Raw genomic sequence first — 15,599 nt, forward strand, 5'->3', positions numbered from 1 at the left:
AGCGAATGTTAAAATAATTCTCTTGCAGGGGAAGGACGATGTATATTTATTGGGTTTTATTAGGTCTGGCTATTGCCACAGAAATTACCGGCACGCTGTCAATGAAATGGGCGAGCGTTAGTGAGGGAAGCGGCGGTTTTATTTTAATGCTGGTGATGATTTCGCTGTCATATATATTTCTCTCTTTCGCCGTGAAACAAATAGCACTTGGCGTGGCTTATGCTCTGTGGGAAGGTATCGGTATTTTATTTATTACGCTATTTAGTGTTCTGTTATTTGACGAAAGCTTATCGCTGCTAAAAATTGCCGGGTTAACAACCCTGGTGCTCGGGATTGTGTTGATTAAATCTGGTACTCGCAAAGTGCGTAAACCCTCGCTGGAGGTGAAGCATGGCGCAGTTTGAATGGGTTCACGCCGCCTGGCTGGCACTGGCAATCGTGCTGGAAATCATTGCTAACGTCTTTTTGAAATATTCTGACGGCTTTCGCCGCAAAGTCTATGGCTTGCTTTCGCTGGCAGCGGTGCTTGCGGCCTTTAGCTCACTCTCCCAGGCAGTAAAGGGCATAGATTTGTCGGTGGCGTATGCGTTGTGGGGCGGGTTTGGTATTGCTGCCACGTTAGCCGCTGGTTGGATCTTGTTTGGTCAACGTTTAAATCGCAAAGGCTGGGTTGGTCTGGTCTTGCTGTTGGCTGGAATGATTATGGTGAAACTCGCCTGATGACCACGCTGCCCGATAATGCGGGCAGCGTTTGAACGTTATTTCCGGGTCAGTTCTTCGAGTTTGTCGCGAAAACCGGTGACAGAAATGGCCCGGTTATCGGCGCGCCAGCGATCTTTTGCTGCAGGAGCTGAACTTTGTACCCCAATTAACTGCCAGCCGTCATCAGTATGAAGCATCAGTGGCGAACCACTGTCACCTGGTAGGGTATCGCACTGGTGCGACATTACCGAGGTTTGCGCCCAGCCGGTTATTTCGCAATTTTGATGACTGTACAACGTATCGAGATGATCTTCAGGGTATCCCGCCTGAGTCACTTTACGACCCGCAGCTTTTAATGCAGCGGTAAGCGCGGTTTTATCTCCCTCAAATAACGGCAACGGCGTAATGCCCGAAGGGGGATTGCGCAGCACAATCAAACCGAAATCCCACGGCGCGGCTGCGGGGGGAACAATCCAGCCATCCCCATCCGGCTTTAACCGCTTCCCTAGCGTCGGATCAACGCGGCCTTCGATGTCGTGGATCTCATAGCGCCAAAGACCTTTATTTGACACAAAACGCAACGCAACTGCTTTATCCGCTTTGCCCTTCGGCGGCGTTAATAAACAGTGTCCTGCCGTTAATGCCAGGTTCGGCGCAATTAGCGTCGCCGTACACAAATTGCCGCTGGCCGTTTCTAGTTGCCCAACCGCATCCCACGGCGATTGGCTCGTGTTATTTACTGATACACGATCATCATGACCAAAAAATAGGGTGCTGACCTCATTATTGGTCGATTTATGATCGTCCGGTTTATCCGCAAACACAAATGCAGATGTCAGACTAATTGCACCCAGTACTACAGCAATGGTTGTACGCATATCACACTCTGGTGAGTAATTATGATTATTAAAAGCAAACCCTCGTAAATACTATAGACGGGACGGGATGAAAGTGGGAGTAAAATCAGATAACTACGCTCAGGAAAGATAAAAACAGGTGGCAATCAGGGCGCATAAAATAAGGGTGATAAGAATGAACTCAAAGCGATAACGGCCCACCATAGTACCCTCCGCTAAAGGCGGTGTTAAACGTTATTCGTTTAACACCGTAATTTTCAGGCGCGAGGGGGCGCGCCATTATTACTGCCGAAAACTTACGCGGCTGGTTGTACAACTGGTTTTGCAGATTGCTGCTGGCTGTGTTTTTTGCTGTGCTTTTTGGCTGCCTGTGCTTTTTGCTCAGGCGCTTTCTGTTCATTTTTCGCTTTTTTATGATGCTTTTTAGCCGCCTGCGCTTTTTGGGCAGGCGCCGCTTTATGCTGTTTTTTATGATGCGTTGTTTTTGCAGCCGCTGCTTTGGTGACTGTAGCAGTCGGAGCAGGCGTGGTCGCAGTTTCTGCAGCAAATGCGACAGAAGAGAGACCCATAGTAGCGGCAACCACCAGAGCTAATACTTTTTTCATTGTCATACCCTCAATTTTGTTTTTTATGCAACCCCACTGCGGGGCCGATGTCATGACTATATCTCTGGAAGTGACAGGTTTCCGTGAGTGGTTGGTTTCGGCATGTAACGATATGTACAAAGCGGATAACGATGACGAAGGAAATAATAACGCATTGTGATGTAAGGCGAATTTCCCACCAATATCGGTAGTATTGAAATACTTAACTTTTTCACTACCTATAAATTGGTAGAATCACTGTGTATTTGCAATAAATGACACACAGCAAAATGAATCCGCTAATTTGGGTATTTATTATCCTGATGACGTTAGATGCTCTGCGAGAAATGGCAGGCGCTTCGTCTATTTTGGGGTGGTTATTAACGTTGAGTTGAGCAAGCAATAAGTCCGGACAGAAATTTAACACATCGTCCGGACTTATTTTTTCAGGCGTGCAGCCGATGATGTAAACGTGTTCCGACCAGAATAGCGACCACCAGCATCAGGGCAATAAATGCACCGACGCCGTTCCAGCCATAGTTATGCCAGAAGACGCCACCTAATGTTCCGGCAATGCTTGAACCCAGGTAGTAACAGAATAGATAAAGCGAGGAAGCCTGGCCTTTGGCGCGTTTAGCACGAGGGCCAATCCAGCTACTGGCAACAGAATGAGCGGCAAAAAATCCGCTTGAGAAAAGCATCATACCGATAAAAATGAGCCAAAGTGAGCTGAACAATGTCAGGATAAGACCCAAAAGCATAACACCTGTCGAAAATAACATCACCGGGCCACGACCGAAGCGGGTAGTCATGGTGCCTGCTTTTGGCGAACTCCAGGTGCCTGTCAAATAGACCAGCGATAATAACCCAACCACTGCCTGGCTAACATGCCATGGGGAGAGCATCAACCGATAGCCGATGTAATTAAACAGCGTTACGAATGAGCCCATCAGCAAAAAACCTTCGACGAATAATAAGGGGAGTCCCCGATCGCGCCAGTGCAGACGGAAGTTAATAAACAGTGTTTTTGGGCGCAGCGAAGAAGGACGGAAATGACGTGATTCCGGGAGAATTTTCCAGAACATTAACGCCGAGGTCAGGGCGAAACAGCCGATAGCCGCCAGCGCAATTCGCCAGTTAAAGAAGTCAGTAAATACACCGCTGATTAAGCGCCCGCTCATGCCGCCAATCGAGTTGCCGCTGATATACAGTCCCATTGAAAAGGCCACAAAACTGGGGTGGATCTCTTCGCTAAGGTAGGTCATACCAACAGCAGCTACACCACTTAACGACAGGCCAATCAAGGCGCGCATAATCAAAATGCCGTGCCAGCTGGTCATCATTGTCGAAAGTAACGTACAGATGGAGGCCAACAGTAGCGCCGTCACCATCACTGGCTTGCGACCAATGGCATCGGATAGCGGGCCAGTAAACAGCAAACCGATAGCTAACATCGCCGTTGAAATGGACAGTGAAATACTACTGTTAGCAGGCGTTAAGCCAAATTCTTGCGAAAGCACCGGAAGAATAGGTTGCACGCAATAGAGAAGCGCGAAGGTTGCCAGCCCGGCAGAGAATAGCGCCAGGGTGACACGCATAAATTGCGGTGTACCGCGTTTAATGAATTCGTTTGGCTGGGAAAGGGGTTGCTCGTCAGTGTCGCTTGCCGGAGCGCCATCAACAGTTGTAGTACGACTCACTTGAAATCCTTGCTAATTATGCCCGTGATGTGGGATTAGGAATAGAGTAGGAAAATCGAATTGTTATGTCTAATATATTAATAATCTCAAATAAGATGTTTAAGATATGAATATTGAATTGCGTCACCTCCGGTACTTTGTTGCCGTTGCGGAAGAGCTGCATTTTGGACGCGCGGCTGCCCGCCTGAACATTTCGCAACCGCCGCTAAGTCAGCAGATTCAGGCTCTGGAGCAACAAATTGGCGCGCGACTGTTGGCACGAACCAACCGCAGCGTGCTGCTTACGGCAGCAGGAAAGCAGTTCCTTGCTGATAGTCGGCAAATCCTGTCTATGGTGGATGACGCAGCCGCTCGCGCTGAGCGTCTGCATCAGGGAGAAGCGGGAGAGTTACGCATTGGCTTTACCTCGTCGGCACCCTTTATTCGCGCAGTGTCTGATACCTTATCGCTATTTCGCTGTGAATTTCCTGATGTCCATTTGCAGACGCGTGAGATGAATACTCGCGAGCAAATAGACCCTCTTACCGAAGGGACGCTCGATATGGGGTTGTTACGAAACACCGTGTTGCCGGAGACGCTGGATCACGCGGTTATTGTGCATGAACCGCTTATGGCGATGATCCCGCACGATCATCCTTTGGCAAATAAACCGAAGGTAACGCTGGCGGAACTGGCAAAAGAACCGTTTGTTTTTTTTGATCCGCACGTAGGGACAGGGCTGTATGACGACATTATTGGCCTGATGCGGCGTTATAATCTGACTCCGGTCATCACCCAGGAAGTGGGCGAGGCGATGACGATCATCGGTCTGGTTTCCGCCGGTCTTGGTGTTTCGATTTTGCCCGCCTCTTTTAAACGTGTCCAACTCAATGAAATGCGCTGGTTACCTATTGCTGAAGAGGATGCGGTTTCTGAAATGTGGCTGGTTTGGCCAAAGCATCGTGAACAAAGCCCGGCAGCGCGAAACTTTCGTATTCAGCTGATGAATGCACTCCGGTGAGGGATAATTCAGCAAAAAAAACCGAAAAATGTGCTGTCAATCACATGACGAAGTAAAAATTTGACGACGCATATTGAAGTACTTCACCATAACCTACAGATTATTTCGGAGCGCGAAAATATAGGGAGTATGCGGTGGTTGCTGAAAACCAGCCTGGGCACATTGATCAAATAAAGCAGACCAACGCGGGCGCGGTTTACCGCCTGATTGATCAGCTTGGTCCAGTTTCGCGTATCGATCTTTCCCGGCTGGCGCAACTGGCGCCAGCCAGTATCACCAAAATTGTCCGTGAAATGCTCGAAGCGCACCTGGTGCAAGAGCTGGAAATTAAAGAAGCGGGGAACCGTGGTCGTCCAGCGGTGGGGCTAGTGGTTGAAACCGAAGCCTGGCACTATCTTTCTTTGCGCATTAGTCGCGGGGAGATTTTCCTTGCCCTGCGCGATCTGAGCAGCAAACTGGTGGTGGAAGAGTCGCAGGAGCTGGCGTTGAAAGATGACTCGCCACTGCTGGATCGCATCATTAATCATATTGATCAGTTTTTTATCCGCCATCAGAAAAAACTGGAGCGTCTAACTTCGATTGCCATAACCTTGCCGGGAATTATTGATACGGAAAATGGCATTGTGCATCGTATGCCGTTCTATGAGGACGTAAAAGAGATGCCGCTCGGCGAAGTACTGGAGCAGCACACCGGTGTACCGGTTTATATTCAGCATGATATTAGCGCATGGACGATGGCTGAGGCCTTGTTCGGCGCATCACGCGGAGCACGCGATGTGATTCAGGTGGTGATTGATCACAACGTGGGTGCTGGTGTGATTACCGATGGTCATTTGCTACACGCGGGAAGCAGTAGCCTTGTGGAAATTGGTCACACTCAGGTCGATCCCTACGGGAAACGCTGTTATTGCGGTAACCACGGCTGCCTGGAAACCATTGCTAGTGTTGATAGTATTCTTGAGCTTGCACAATTACGTTTGAATCAATCTATGAGTTCGATGTTACATGGGCAGCCATTAACTGTGGATTCATTGTGTCTGGCTGCGTTGCAGGGCGATCTGCTGGCAAAAGATATTATTACTGGCGTGGGGACGCACGTCGGGCGAATTCTTGCCATTATGGTGAATTTATTCAACCCACAAAAAATACTGATTGGTTCGCCGCTAAGCAAAGCTGCAGAGATCCTGTTCCCTGTAATTTCTGACAGTATCCGTCAGCAGGCGCTTCCCGCCTACAGCCAGCATATTAGCGTCGAGAGCACCCAGTTCTCTAATCAGGGGACGATGGCGGGGGCGGCGTTGGTAAAAGACGCGATGTATAACGGTTCTTTGTTGATTCGTCTGTTGCAGGGTTAACATTTTTTAACTGTTCTACCAAAATTTGCGCTATCTCAAATTGAGCCAGGAACGCATAACTTAGACTTCCAAAGTTGAATTATTTTCCTGGCTTATATTTGTGAAGCATAACGGTGGAGTTAGTGATGCTGAAGCGTTTCTTTATAACAGGTACAGACACTTCTGTGGGGAAAACAGTGGTTTCCCGCGCATTGCTACAAGCGTTAGCCTCCCAGGGAAAAACGGTTGCGGGGTATAAACCCGTGGCGAAGGGGAGCAAAGAGACACCTGATGGGCTACGTAATAAAGATGCCCTGGTGTTGCAGAGTGTTTCATCAATTGAACTGCCTTATGAAGCAGTCAATCCCATAGCGTTAAGCGAAGAAGAAAGCAGTGTGGCGCACAGTTGCCCGATCAATTACACCCTTATTTCAAATGGCCTGGCTAATCTGACTGATAAAGTCGACCATGTGGTTGTTGAAGGTACTGGTGGCTGGCGTAGCCTGATGAATGACCTGCGTCCGCTCTCTGAATGGGTGGTTCAGGAGCAGCTACCCGTGTTGATGGTGGTAGGTATTCAGGAAGGTTGTATTAACCATGCGCTTCTGACCGCACAGGCGATTGCCAACGACGGACTGCCGCTGATTGGCTGGGTGGCTAACCGTATCAACCCAGGGTTAGCACATTACGCTGAAATCATTGATGTATTGGGTAAAAAACTCCCGGCACCGCTTATTGGTGAGCTTCCTTATCTGCCTCGCGCAGAACAGCGTGAACTGGGGCAATATATCCGCTTATCCATGCTGCGTAGTGTGCTGGCGGTAGATAGAGTCACGATGTAACGTCCGCGACATTACTGACGCAATCACACAAGCAATCAATAAACCGGGGAGTAGCTGATACTCCCCGGTCATTTCACATATCATCAGTGTCGACATAATGGGCGCATGTGTAGTCGCAGCCAGTAGTGTTGCCATCCCGGTTAGCCCAAGTAAAAGCGTAATTCCTTCACTGTCAGTAAACCATAACCCCAGGCTCCGGGCATACAACATGCCAATTGCCAGTCCGATAAATAAGGTCGGCGTAAACACGCCCCCAGGCGCGCCGGAACCACTGCTGGCCAGCACGGCAACTAGCTTGCAGAGGAAGATCACGGCAATGCCCATAAACAGTGGCGGGGCTGTTAAAAAGGATTGCACCGTACTATAGCCGTTGCCCCACACGGCAGGAGTGAGCAGGGAAAGCAGACCCACGATTAACCCTCCCAATGCCAGTTGCCAGGGCGGTGCAAGTTTTAGATTAATAAAACCCTGATGACTGGCGTTCATTAGCTTTAAAAACAATGGACCGCACAAACCCATCAGCACGCCTGTACTGATAATCAGTGCATAGTCACGAGCCTGAATCATCATGGAGAGTTGCACGCTGTAGAGCAAAGCATTGCTGTGATTAAGAAGATTGCTAATAAGCAATGCCACTACGGCAGAGATTACTACTGGTGCAAGGGAGGCCAGCATCATGGTGCCAAACAATACTTCGGCAATAAATAAACTCCCGGCAAGTGGGGCGCGATAGGCTGCTGCCATCCCCGCAGCCGCGCCACAGGCAATCCACAATTTCCACTCTTCGCGTGGGGTAAAACGTTGGGCAAACCAGGATGCAGCAAGTGCCGCCAACAGGATCATCGCACCTTCACGACCAATGGCGCTGCCGCTGGTCACCACCAGCAAAGAAGCGAAGGATTTAATCAGACTGGTGGCGTAATCAAACTGCCCATCGGTTTGTAACGCCTCCATATAATCGGTAGGCGCATGGGGGCGTTGTTGAGTGAGTTTCTGCCAACCCATCAGCAACAAACCAGCCGCCAGTCCGCCGAGCGCCGGCGTTAGCAGCCGACGCCACGGAGAAAGGTTCGTTGCTGCATTGACCAGACTGCCGGAGTCATTATTGAGGAACAGCCACTCCAGTAGCAGCATCGCATGACGAAACCCTGCAACGGCAAAGGCCGCCAGAATGCCTACGACCATTGCGATAAGCAGGCGGCGGAACATGGTGCGCAGATCCGGGTAGACATGTAGATGTTGCATGAGCAGAAACGGCAAATTAAACACGGGTCTCTATTTTGCGGGAAAAGAAGCCTGGCGCAAAAGCTGTGCGTGCTTTATGTGGTATTAAGCGTGACGTTGTCACTTACTGGAGCCGAAAGGCGTGCAGTTTACGCCCTTCGGTCTTACTCAGGATTATTCAGCGAAACAGGGGTTTTACCGCGACAGGAATCAGCAACTGTGACTGCCATTGTGTCAGCGTTAAACGAGCCAGCTCACCGAGCGTGCGATAAAAAGGGTGTTCCGCCTTCTCGATAAACACCTCAAGAAAGCGTGTTGACCACGGTAAAAGATGCCAGGCCAACAACTCTTCGCACTCGGTCTGACGACCGTTCTCTGCCAGCCATGCTGCCATCAACAGCAGCGAACCAAAATGATCTTCCGGTTCGTTTTGTTTCATTTCAAACTGAATGCCTTTTTCGCGCATCCATTGACGAAGCGCCAAAGTAGAATCGCCAAACAGCACCGATTCGCGATCCAGCCAGACAGATCCCCACGGAGGAGAGGGTAGCGCCCACGGCCCGACAAATAATCGTTGCCAGGCCTGAGTACGCGACTCTTCACATTCTTCCCTAAAAGCCGTTGCCAGCGGCGCTAATGACGTTTGTGATAAAGGCCACTGGGTGACCCAATCGTCACTGGTTAGCGCAGAAACCAGTGGAGAGGCTTCTTTACTCTCAGGAGCGTAATAAAACAGCGCGCCCAGCACGCGCGCCGCGACAGAAAAATTATCTTGTTGTGAGAAATGCGTCATTCCTATCATCCTGAAACGTGCGGTTTATCCCGCACCAATTTGTTAACCTGCGATGGTCATTCCGGACGTCATGTGCAGGCCATAAACGAGCGCACGCCCGATCATCTCACCGCAGGTGTCCCAGCTAGCGGACACTGCCTGCGCATAACAATACCACACGGCATGCCTGATATGATGCGTAAGCATCGTATCAGGCAGTCACAGGTTTATTAATGCGATTCCGCAGGCTCATTATCATGGGTTGGCTGGGTGTGGGCAGAAACATTACCGCTGGTGGTGCGGGTGTAGAGAATTTTATGCGTGTCGTTAGCGCAATGCCCGACGACCTGTGAATCAGGCTGGTCGACCTGATCATTCGGCACAATACTTAAAGTGAAGCCACTTTCTGGTACGCCGTTATTGATAATACGCTGTGAAATATCACTTTTTATGCGCTCACATGAATCCGACGCGGCGAGCACTGTGGATGAGGCCAGGGTGAGCAGAAGTGCGGCACTGCAGGCTATGATTTTCATCATTGGCTCCTTACATGAATATTACTAAATAAGCATAGCATTTCACGTGTAAATTACTGTATTTACTACTATGATTGAGAATCATCTCTACTGTCTGGTGATTGATGTGAATTACAAATTACTGCCATGTTTGCTTGCGATAATACTCACAGGATGTGACCGTACAGAGGTAACTCTTTCATTAACGCCAGAAATGGCCAGTTTCTCTAATGAATTTGATTTTGACCCGCTGCGTGGGCCGGTTAAAGATTTCACTCAGACGTTAATGAATGAGCAAGGGGAAATCACGAAACGTGTTTCGGGGAATTTATCGGAAGAGGGCTGTTTTGATTCCCTCGAATTACTGGATCTGGAAAATAATACCGTGATTACCCTGGTGTTGGATGCAAATTATTATCGGGATGCACAGACGCTGGAGAAAAGAGTACGTCTACAGGGAAAATGCCAGTTAGCAGAATTACCTTCTGCCGGTGTAAGTTGGGAAACTGATGATAATGGTTTCGTGGTTAAGGCCAGCAGCAAACAGATGCAGATGGAATATCACTATGATGATCAGGGTTATCCGCTGGGGAAAACGACGAAAAGTAACGACAAAACGTTATCTGTCAGCGCCACGCCATCAACGGACCCGATCAAAAAACTGGATTATACGGCAATTACTTTACTGAATAATCAACAGGTTGGTAATGTCAGACAGACTTGTGAATATGACAGCCACGCGAATCCAGTGGACTGCCAATTAATCATTGTGGATGAGGGAGTAAAACCCGCCGTCGAACGGGTTTACACCATCAAAAATACCATTGATTATTATTAATACTATTGCGCGGTCGGTTTTAGTAGAGTTTGCCCTTGCGTTTTATGTTCCGCCAGATACTGATGCTGGAATATGCACATGCGAATGGCATTACGATATTGACCGTTAATAAAGAATTCATGCATCAGTTCACCTTCGACCGTAAAACCGAGCTTACGATATATATGAATCGCTTTCTCATTCTCTTTATCAACAATCAGATAAAGCTTATAAAGATTAAGAACAGTGAAACCATAATCCATCGCTAATTTCGCGGCGCGGGTTGCCAGACCTTTACCTTGGTATTCCGGGGAGATGATTATCTGAAATTCTGCGCGGCGATGGACGTGGTTAATTTCTACCAGTTCCACCAGACCTGCCTTTTCGCCATCACATTCCACGACGAAACGACGTTCACTCTGATCGTGAATATGTTTATCGTACAGATCAGAGAGTTCAACGAAGGCTTCGTAGGGCTCCTCAAACCAGTAACGCATCACGCTGGCGTTATTGTCGAGTTGATGCACATAGCGTAAATCTTCACGCTCCAGCGGACGTAGCTTAACACTGTGGGCGCTAGTCATAACGTGTCCTTACATTCCTTATATCAATAACAGGTTAGGGGATGATTACGCGACCAGTACGACGATCCAGGCAGCGTAAAGTATTCGGCTCCCAGTAGGCATTAATGTTGGCACTCTGCTCGCATTTATCGCGGTTATCAAATGCGGCGTCGGCTTTATCCCATTCTTTCTCGGTGCGTTTGTTGATTTTTTGACGCAGATTACGCGTGTCATTCCATTGCTCTTTTTCCATTGCTGCCTGCTGGCGACTCTGTGCGCTGTCGCCAGATTCAATCACCAGTTTGTTGGTTTCTGCATGGGTAGTTGCGCTAAATGCCAGTGCGCAAGGCAGCAGAAAAGCGAGCAGGCTGAGTTTTTTGCAGAGAGTGATATTCATGATCTATTCCTTACATGAATGATTAAGGGCGATTTTACACGATCCACTGTGAACGCGAAACGTACCAGAGGATGTCTATGTTGATGATATTATGTCGTCCTATAAATATACATGATGTCAATGAGTGACAAAGATGATTAAAACAACGTTACTGTTTTTTGCTACCGCTTTGTGTGAAATCATTGGTTGTTTTTTGCCCTGGCTGTGGCTGAAACGGAATGCCAGTGTCTGGTTGTTGGTTCCGGCGGGAATTTCCCTGGCGCTTTTCGTCTGGCTGTTAACGTTGCATCCAGCAGCAAGTGGGCGAGTTTATGCAGCATATGGCGGTGTTTATGTCTGTACGGCGCTCCTGTGGCTGCGGGTTGTGGATGGAGTGAAGCTCAGTCTCTACGACTGGACGGGAGCGATAATTGCACTTTTCGGCATGTTGATTATTGTTGCTGGCTGGGGACGCGCCTGACTTATCTGATATAACTCATGTTTTGTTATCAATAATATACGCACTAGTCGATCCCCGAAAAAACAATAAAGTTTGACTGTTTTTAGAACTATTCACGGCGCAAATATGCGCCTTTTTTTGTGATCGCTCTGGCTTTTCTTGATCTTAATGCTTGTATGGTAGTAGCTCAGTTGCGTAGATTTCATGCATCACGACAAGCGATGCAAGGAATAGAACATGAAGATCGTAGGGGCTGAAGTTTTTGTTACCTGTCCGGGACGTAATTTCGTCACCTTAAAAATCACCACCGAGGACGGTATTACCGGTCTTGGTGATGCCACTCTGAACGGGCGCGAACTTTCCGTTGCGTCCTATTTGCAGGATCATATCTGTCCGCAACTTATAGGCCGCGATGCCCATCGTATCGAAGATATCTGGCAGTTTTTCTATAAAGGCGCTTACTGGCGTCGCGGCCCTGTCACCATGTCGGCTATTTCCGCTGTTGATATGGCGCTGTGGGACATTAAAGCCAAAGCCGCAAACATGCCGCTTTACCAACTGTTAGGTGGGGCTTCCCGTGAAGGCGTAATGGTCTATTGTCATACCACCGGTCACAGTGTTGATGAAGCACTGGATGATTACGCTCGCCATCAAGAACTGGGATTCAAAGCTATCCGCGTGCAGTGCGGTATTCCCGGTATGAAAACGACTTACGGTATGTCCAAAGGAAAAGGGCTGGCTTATGAACCCGCGACCAAAGGGCAGTGGCCAGAAGAGCAGTTGTGGTCAACGGAAAAATATCTCGACTTTATGCCAAAACTGTTCGACGCAGTGCGCAATAAGTTTGGCTTTAATGAGCATGTACTGCATGACATGCACCATCGTTTAACACCCATTGAGGCGGCACGCTTTGGCAAAAGTATTGAAGATTATCGCCTGTTCTGGATGGAAGATCCGACACCCGCAGAAAACCAGGAATGCTTCCGACTCATTCGCCAACATACCGTAACGCCAATTGCGGTGGGTGAAGTCTTTAACAGCATCTGGGACTGCAAACAGCTGATTGAAGAACAACTCATCGACTATATCCGTACAACGCTGACCCACGCTGGCGGCATCACAGGTATGCGCAGAATTGCCGATTTTGCTTCGCTTTACCAGGTACGTACTGGTTCACATGGTCCTTCCGATTTGTCGCCAGTCTGCATGGCTGCGGCGTTGCACTTTGACCTGTGGGTGCCGAATTTCGGCGTCCAGGAGTATATGGGCTATTCAGAACAAATGCTTGAAGTCTTCCCGCACAACTGGAGCTTCGATAACGGCTATATGCATCCTGGTGATAAGCCAGGCATTGGCATCGAATTCGATGAAAAGCTGGCGGCAAAATATCCCTACGAACCTGCCTATCTACCAGTCGCACGTCTGGAAGATGGCACGCTATGGAACTGGTAAGGAGTCATACAATAATGAAAAGTATTTTAATTGAAAAACCGAATCAACTGGCGATTATCGAACGTGAAATTCCGACCCCGGCAGTGGGTGAAGTACGAGTAAAAGTGAAACTCGCGGGAATTTGTGGATCGGATAGTCACATTTATCGCGGTCATAATCCGTTTGCGAAATATCCGCGTGTCATTGGTCACGAATTTTTTGGTGTGATTGATGCCGTAGGTGAAGGTGTGGATAACGCCAGAGTTGGCGAACGTGTTGCGGTAGATCCCGTAGTCAGCTGCGGACATTGTTATCCATGCTCAATGGGTAAACCCAACGTTTGCACAACTTTAGCTGTATTAGGTGTTCACGCTGATGGCGGTTTTAGCGAATATGCAGTCGTTCCGGCGAAGAATGCGTGGAAAATTCCCGATGGGGTGGCTGATCAGTTCGCTGTAATGATCGAACCTTTTACCATTGCGGCGAACGTTACTGGACACGGTCAGCCGACTGAAGATGACACCGTGCTGGTTTATGGTGCCGGCCCGATTGGTCTGACTATCGTTCAGGTATTGAAAGGTGTTTATAACGTTAAAAATGTGATTGTCGCCGATCGTATTGATGAACGACTGGATAAAGCGAAAGAGAGCGGGGCAGACTGGGCGATTAATAACAGCCAGACATCGCTTGGCGAAATATTCGCTGAAAAGGGAATCAAACCAACATTAATTATTGATGCTGCTTGCCATCCTTCCATTTTGAAAGAAGCGGTTATGCTGGCTTCTCCGGCGGCACGAATTGTGTTAATGGGCTTCTCCAGTGAACCGTCTGAAGTCATTCAGCAGGGAATTACCGGCAAGGAACTCTCTATTTTTTCTTCCCGGTTAAATGCCAATAAATTCCCGGTAGTTATCGACTGGTTAAGCAAAGGGTTAATTAATCCTGATAAATTAATTACCCATACATTTGATTATCTGCATGTTGCTGATGCCATTTCATTATTTGAAAAGGATCAAAAGCATTGTTGCAAAGTTTTACTCACATTTTCTGAATAATACCAATAATAGCGAATAAGCATTACGCATCTTACCTCTTATTTAGAGATAACAATTATGACAATAGATAAACATGAAAGAAGCACTAAGGATTTAGTGAAGGCAGCGGTATCAGGATGGTTAGGTACGGCACTTGAATTTATGGATTTTCAGTTATACTCGCTCGGTGCAGCGTTAGTATTCCATGAAATATTTTTTCCGGAATCGTCAACCGCAATGGCGTTAATTCTGGCAATGGGAACTTACGGTGCTGGTTATGTTGCACGTATTGTCGGAGCATTTATTTTCGGCAAAATGGGCGACAGAATAGGGCGTAAAAAAGTGCTCTTTATTACCATCACCATGATGGGGATCTGTACTACCTTAATTGGTGTGTTGCCGACCTATGCGCAGATTGGTGTTTTTGCGCCAATCTTGCTGGTGACGTTGCGTATTATTCAGGGGCTGGGGGCAGGTGCGGAAATTTCCGGTGCCGGTACGATGCTGGCGGAATATGCGCCGAAAGGTAAGCACGGAATTATCTCCTCATTTGTGGCTATGGGTACTAACTGCGGAACCTTGAGCGCAACGGCAATCTGGGCCTTTATGTTCTTTATTCTTAGTAAAGAAGAACTGCTGGCATGGGGATGGCGTATACCGTTCCTGGCGAGCGTTGTCGTGATGGTCTTTGCTATCTGGTTGCGAATGAACCTGAAAGAAAGCCCGGTTTTTGAGAAGGTTAACGACAGCAACCAACCTACAGCAAAACCTGCACCTGTCGGTAGCATGTTCCAGAGCAAATCCTTCTGGCTGGCAACAAGTCTGCGTTTTGGACAGGCAGGAAACTCAGGTCTGATTCAAACTTTCCTTGCTGGTTATTTAGTGCAAACTTTGCTGTTTAATAAAGCAATTCCCACAGATGCATTAATGATCAGTTCTATTATCGGTTTTATGACGATTCCTTTCCTCGGTTGGTTATCCGATAAAATTGGCCGTCGTATTCCTTATATCATTATGAATACTTCAGCTATTGTCCTGGCGTGGCCAATGCTTTCTATCATTGTAGATAAAAGCTATGCACCGGGCACCATCATGATTGCTCTCATTGTGATTCACAACTGTGCGGTGTTGGGATTATTTGCCCTGGAAAACATTACCATGGCAGAGATGTTCGGCTGTAAAAACCGCTTTACCCGAATGGCAATATCTAAAGAAATTGGTGGTCTTATCGCTTCAGGGTTTGGTCCTATTCTGGCCGGTATTTTCTGTAACATGACAGGATCCTGGTATCCGATTGCAATAATGATTATGGCGGTGATGCTGCCAACTTACTGATTTAGTGTATGATGGTGTTTTTGAGGTGCTCCAGTGGCTTCTGTTTCTATCAG

19 protein-coding genes and 2 pseudogenes are annotated in these 15,599 nt (G+C 48.1%); 11 read left to right on the forward strand and 10 right to left on the reverse strand.

All coding sequences use genetic code 11. The annotated features are described in order from the left end of the window. Positions 1-38: 38 nt before the first annotated feature. Entirely contained in the window at positions 39-404 is a 366-nt protein-coding gene (mdtJ, locus tag FC814_RS17405; protein WP_137326235.1) for a multidrug/spermidine efflux SMR transporter subunit MdtJ, read from the forward strand. Next, positions 391-720 (forward strand): multidrug/spermidine efflux SMR transporter subunit MdtI, encoded by a 330-nt coding sequence (gene mdtI / locus FC814_RS17410; protein WP_000046659.1) that lies wholly within the window; start codon positions 391-393, stop codon positions 718-720. Before mdtJ ends, mdtI begins: the two co-directional genes overlap by 14 nt. A 38-nt stretch (positions 721-758) precedes the next feature. Here the strand turns inward: mdtI and FC814_RS17415 are convergent, their stop codons facing one another. From FC814_RS17415 to asr, 3 genes are all read right to left on the reverse strand, one after another. After that, positions 759-1,580 carry a serine protease gene (locus FC814_RS17415; protein WP_001260826.1) on the reverse strand — a complete coding sequence of 274 codons (822 nt, stop codon included), beginning with the start codon at positions 1,578-1,580 and terminating at the stop codon, positions 759-761. A 99-nt stretch (positions 1,581-1,679) separates the two neighbouring features. After that, positions 1,680-1,763, reverse strand: a complete 84-nt coding sequence (locus tag FC814_RS17420; RefSeq protein WP_000233094.1) for a hypothetical protein — start codon at positions 1,761-1,763, stop codon at positions 1,680-1,682. A 92-nt stretch (positions 1,764-1,855) separates the two neighbouring features. Next, a complete protein-coding gene (asr, locus tag FC814_RS17425; RefSeq protein ID WP_000756321.1) occupies positions 1,856-2,164 on the reverse strand; it encodes an acid resistance repetitive basic protein Asr in 309 nt (102 codons plus the stop codon). A 269-nt stretch (positions 2,165-2,433) separates the two neighbouring features. Between asr and FC814_RS23585 the strand changes: the two genes are divergently transcribed. Continuing rightward, on the forward strand, positions 2,434-2,538 hold the full coding sequence (locus tag FC814_RS23585; protein ID WP_212592170.1) for a KPN_01571 family protein: 105 nt from the start codon (positions 2,434-2,436) through the stop codon (positions 2,536-2,538). Between the two features lie 51 nt (positions 2,539-2,589). On the opposite strand, the gene FC814_RS17430 is transcribed toward FC814_RS23585, so the two are convergent. After that, complete coding sequence (locus tag FC814_RS17430) at positions 2,590-3,843, reverse strand: MFS transporter (RefSeq protein WP_000091808.1); 1,254 nt, start codon at positions 3,841-3,843, stop codon at positions 2,590-2,592. Positions 3,844-3,949: 106 nt separating this feature from the next. Here FC814_RS17430 and FC814_RS17435 point away from each other — a divergent pair, with 106 nt between their 5' ends. The 3 genes from FC814_RS17435 (at position 3,950) to bioD (ending at position 7,019) form a co-directional block, all read left to right on the forward strand. Beyond that, the gene (locus FC814_RS17435) at positions 3,950-4,843 is read left to right on the forward strand and encodes a LysR family transcriptional regulator (protein ID WP_105279404.1); all 894 of its coding nucleotides are present in this window, start codon (positions 3,950-3,952) and stop codon (positions 4,841-4,843) included. 134 nt (positions 4,844-4,977) lie between these two features. Then, positions 4,978-6,198 carry a sugar metabolism global transcriptional regulator Mlc gene (mlc, locus tag FC814_RS17440; protein WP_000225268.1) on the forward strand — a complete coding sequence of 407 codons (1,221 nt, stop codon included), beginning with the start codon at positions 4,978-4,980 and terminating at the stop codon, positions 6,196-6,198. A 125-nt stretch (positions 6,199-6,323) separates the two neighbouring features. Continuing rightward, positions 6,324-7,019 carry a dethiobiotin synthase gene (bioD, locus tag FC814_RS17445; RefSeq protein ID WP_000919217.1) on the forward strand — a complete coding sequence of 232 codons (696 nt, stop codon included), beginning with the start codon at positions 6,324-6,326 and terminating at the stop codon, positions 7,017-7,019. Here the strand turns inward: bioD and clcB are convergent. The 4 genes and pseudogenes from clcB to FC814_RS17465 form a co-directional block, all read right to left on the reverse strand. After that, positions 6,972-8,264, reverse strand: a complete 1,293-nt coding sequence (gene clcB, locus FC814_RS17450; protein WP_071987965.1) for a voltage-gated ClC-type chloride channel ClcB — start codon at positions 8,262-8,264, stop codon at positions 6,972-6,974. The two genes, bioD and clcB, sit on opposite strands and share 48 nt — an antisense overlap. A gap of 157 nt (positions 8,265-8,421) precedes the next feature. Further along, complete coding sequence (gene dmsD / locus FC814_RS17455; protein WP_137326236.1) at positions 8,422-9,036, reverse strand: Tat proofreading chaperone DmsD; 615 nt, start codon at positions 9,034-9,036, stop codon at positions 8,422-8,424. Positions 9,037-9,078: 42 nt separating this feature from the next. Beyond that, positions 9,079-9,217: pseudogene (locus FC814_RS23270) on the reverse strand (dimethylsulfoxide reductase); the annotation flags it as partial. Between the two features lie 28 nt (positions 9,218-9,245). After that, positions 9,246-9,551, reverse strand: coding sequence for a DUF1161 domain-containing protein (locus tag FC814_RS17465; protein WP_000690952.1), 306 nt, complete (start codon positions 9,549-9,551; stop codon positions 9,246-9,248). A gap of 106 nt (positions 9,552-9,657) precedes the next feature. Between FC814_RS17465 and FC814_RS17470 the strand changes: the two genes are divergently transcribed. After that, positions 9,658-10,368 carry a YnfC family lipoprotein gene (locus FC814_RS17470; RefSeq protein ID WP_137326238.1) on the forward strand — a complete coding sequence of 237 codons (711 nt, stop codon included), beginning with the start codon at positions 9,658-9,660 and terminating at the stop codon, positions 10,366-10,368. A gap of 2 nt (positions 10,369-10,370) precedes the next feature. Here the strand turns inward: FC814_RS17470 and speG are convergent, their stop codons facing one another. Together speG and FC814_RS17480 are read right to left on the reverse strand one after the other, a co-directional pair. Continuing rightward, positions 10,371-10,931, reverse strand: coding sequence for a spermidine N1-acetyltransferase (gene speG / locus FC814_RS17475; RefSeq protein WP_000199501.1), 561 nt, complete (start codon positions 10,929-10,931; stop codon positions 10,371-10,373). 34 nt (positions 10,932-10,965) lie between these two features. Continuing rightward, entirely contained in the window at positions 10,966-11,307 is a 342-nt protein-coding gene (locus FC814_RS17480) for a DUF1283 family protein (protein WP_001027858.1), read from the reverse strand. 133 nt (positions 11,308-11,440) lie between these two features. Between FC814_RS17480 and FC814_RS17485 the strand changes: the two genes are divergently transcribed. From FC814_RS17485 to ydfJ, 4 genes and pseudogenes are all read left to right on the forward strand, one after another. After that, positions 11,441-11,767, forward strand: a complete 327-nt coding sequence (locus FC814_RS17485) for a YnfA family protein (protein ID WP_010346477.1) — start codon at positions 11,441-11,443, stop codon at positions 11,765-11,767. 216 nt (positions 11,768-11,983) lie between these two features. Further along, the gene (gene rspA, locus FC814_RS17490; RefSeq protein ID WP_105280451.1) at positions 11,984-13,198 is read left to right on the forward strand and encodes a starvation-sensing protein RspA; all 1,215 of its coding nucleotides are present in this window, start codon (positions 11,984-11,986) and stop codon (positions 13,196-13,198) included. 14 nt (positions 13,199-13,212) lie between these two features. Continuing rightward, the gene (locus FC814_RS17495) at positions 13,213-14,232 is read left to right on the forward strand and encodes a Zn-dependent oxidoreductase (protein WP_000836028.1); all 1,020 of its coding nucleotides are present in this window, start codon (positions 13,213-13,215) and stop codon (positions 14,230-14,232) included. A 57-nt stretch (positions 14,233-14,289) separates the two neighbouring features. Continuing rightward, positions 14,290-15,525: pseudogene (ydfJ, locus tag FC814_RS17500) on the forward strand (MHS family MFS transporter YdfJ); the annotation flags it as partial. Positions 15,526-15,599: the final 74 nt, after the last annotated feature.

The organism is Escherichia sp. MR (assembly GCF_005280595.1).
Taxonomy (GTDB): Bacteria; Pseudomonadota; Gammaproteobacteria; order Enterobacterales; family Enterobacteriaceae; genus Escherichia; species Escherichia ruysiae.

What these genes read in the sequence shown, in the direction of transcription:
- mdtJ (WP_137326235.1), top strand. Translation starts at nt 39, where the DNA reads ATGTATATTTATTGGGTTTTATTAGGTCTGGCTATTGCCACAGAAATT.
- mdtI (WP_000046659.1), top strand. Translation starts at nt 391, where the DNA reads ATGGCGCAGTTTGAATGGGTTCACGCCGCCTGGCTGGCACTGGCAATC.
- FC814_RS17415 (WP_001260826.1), bottom strand. Translation starts at nt 1,580, where the DNA reads ATGCGTACAACCATTGCTGTAGTACTGGGTGCAATTAGTCTGACATCT.
- FC814_RS17420 (WP_000233094.1), bottom strand. Translation starts at nt 1,763, where the DNA reads ATGGTGGGCCGTTATCGCTTTGAGTTCATTCTTATCACCCTTATTTTA.
- asr (WP_000756321.1), bottom strand. Translation starts at nt 2,164, where the DNA reads ATGAAAAAAGTATTAGCTCTGGTGGTTGCCGCTACTATGGGTCTCTCT.
- FC814_RS23585 (WP_212592170.1), top strand. Translation starts at nt 2,434, where the DNA reads ATGAATCCGCTAATTTGGGTATTTATTATCCTGATGACGTTAGATGCT.
- FC814_RS17435 (WP_105279404.1), top strand. Translation starts at nt 3,950, where the DNA reads ATGAATATTGAATTGCGTCACCTCCGGTACTTTGTTGCCGTTGCGGAA.
- bioD (WP_000919217.1), top strand. Translation starts at nt 6,324, where the DNA reads ATGCTGAAGCGTTTCTTTATAACAGGTACAGACACTTCTGTGGGGAAA.
- clcB (WP_071987965.1), bottom strand. Translation starts at nt 8,264, where the DNA reads ATGCAACATCTACATGTCTACCCGGATCTGCGCACCATGTTCCGCCGC.
- dmsD (WP_137326236.1), bottom strand. Translation starts at nt 9,036, where the DNA reads ATGACGCATTTCTCACAACAAGATAATTTTTCTGTCGCGGCGCGCGTG.
- FC814_RS17465 (WP_000690952.1), bottom strand. Translation starts at nt 9,551, where the DNA reads ATGAAAATCATAGCCTGCAGTGCCGCACTTCTGCTCACCCTGGCCTCA.
- speG (WP_000199501.1), bottom strand. Translation starts at nt 10,931, where the DNA reads ATGACTAGCGCCCACAGTGTTAAGCTACGTCCGCTGGAGCGTGAAGAT.
- FC814_RS17480 (WP_001027858.1), bottom strand. Translation starts at nt 11,307, where the DNA reads ATGAATATCACTCTCTGCAAAAAACTCAGCCTGCTCGCTTTTCTGCTG.
- FC814_RS17485 (WP_010346477.1), top strand. Translation starts at nt 11,441, where the DNA reads ATGATTAAAACAACGTTACTGTTTTTTGCTACCGCTTTGTGTGAAATC.
- rspA (WP_105280451.1), top strand. Translation starts at nt 11,984, where the DNA reads ATGAAGATCGTAGGGGCTGAAGTTTTTGTTACCTGTCCGGGACGTAAT.
- FC814_RS17495 (WP_000836028.1), top strand. Translation starts at nt 13,213, where the DNA reads ATGAAAAGTATTTTAATTGAAAAACCGAATCAACTGGCGATTATCGAA.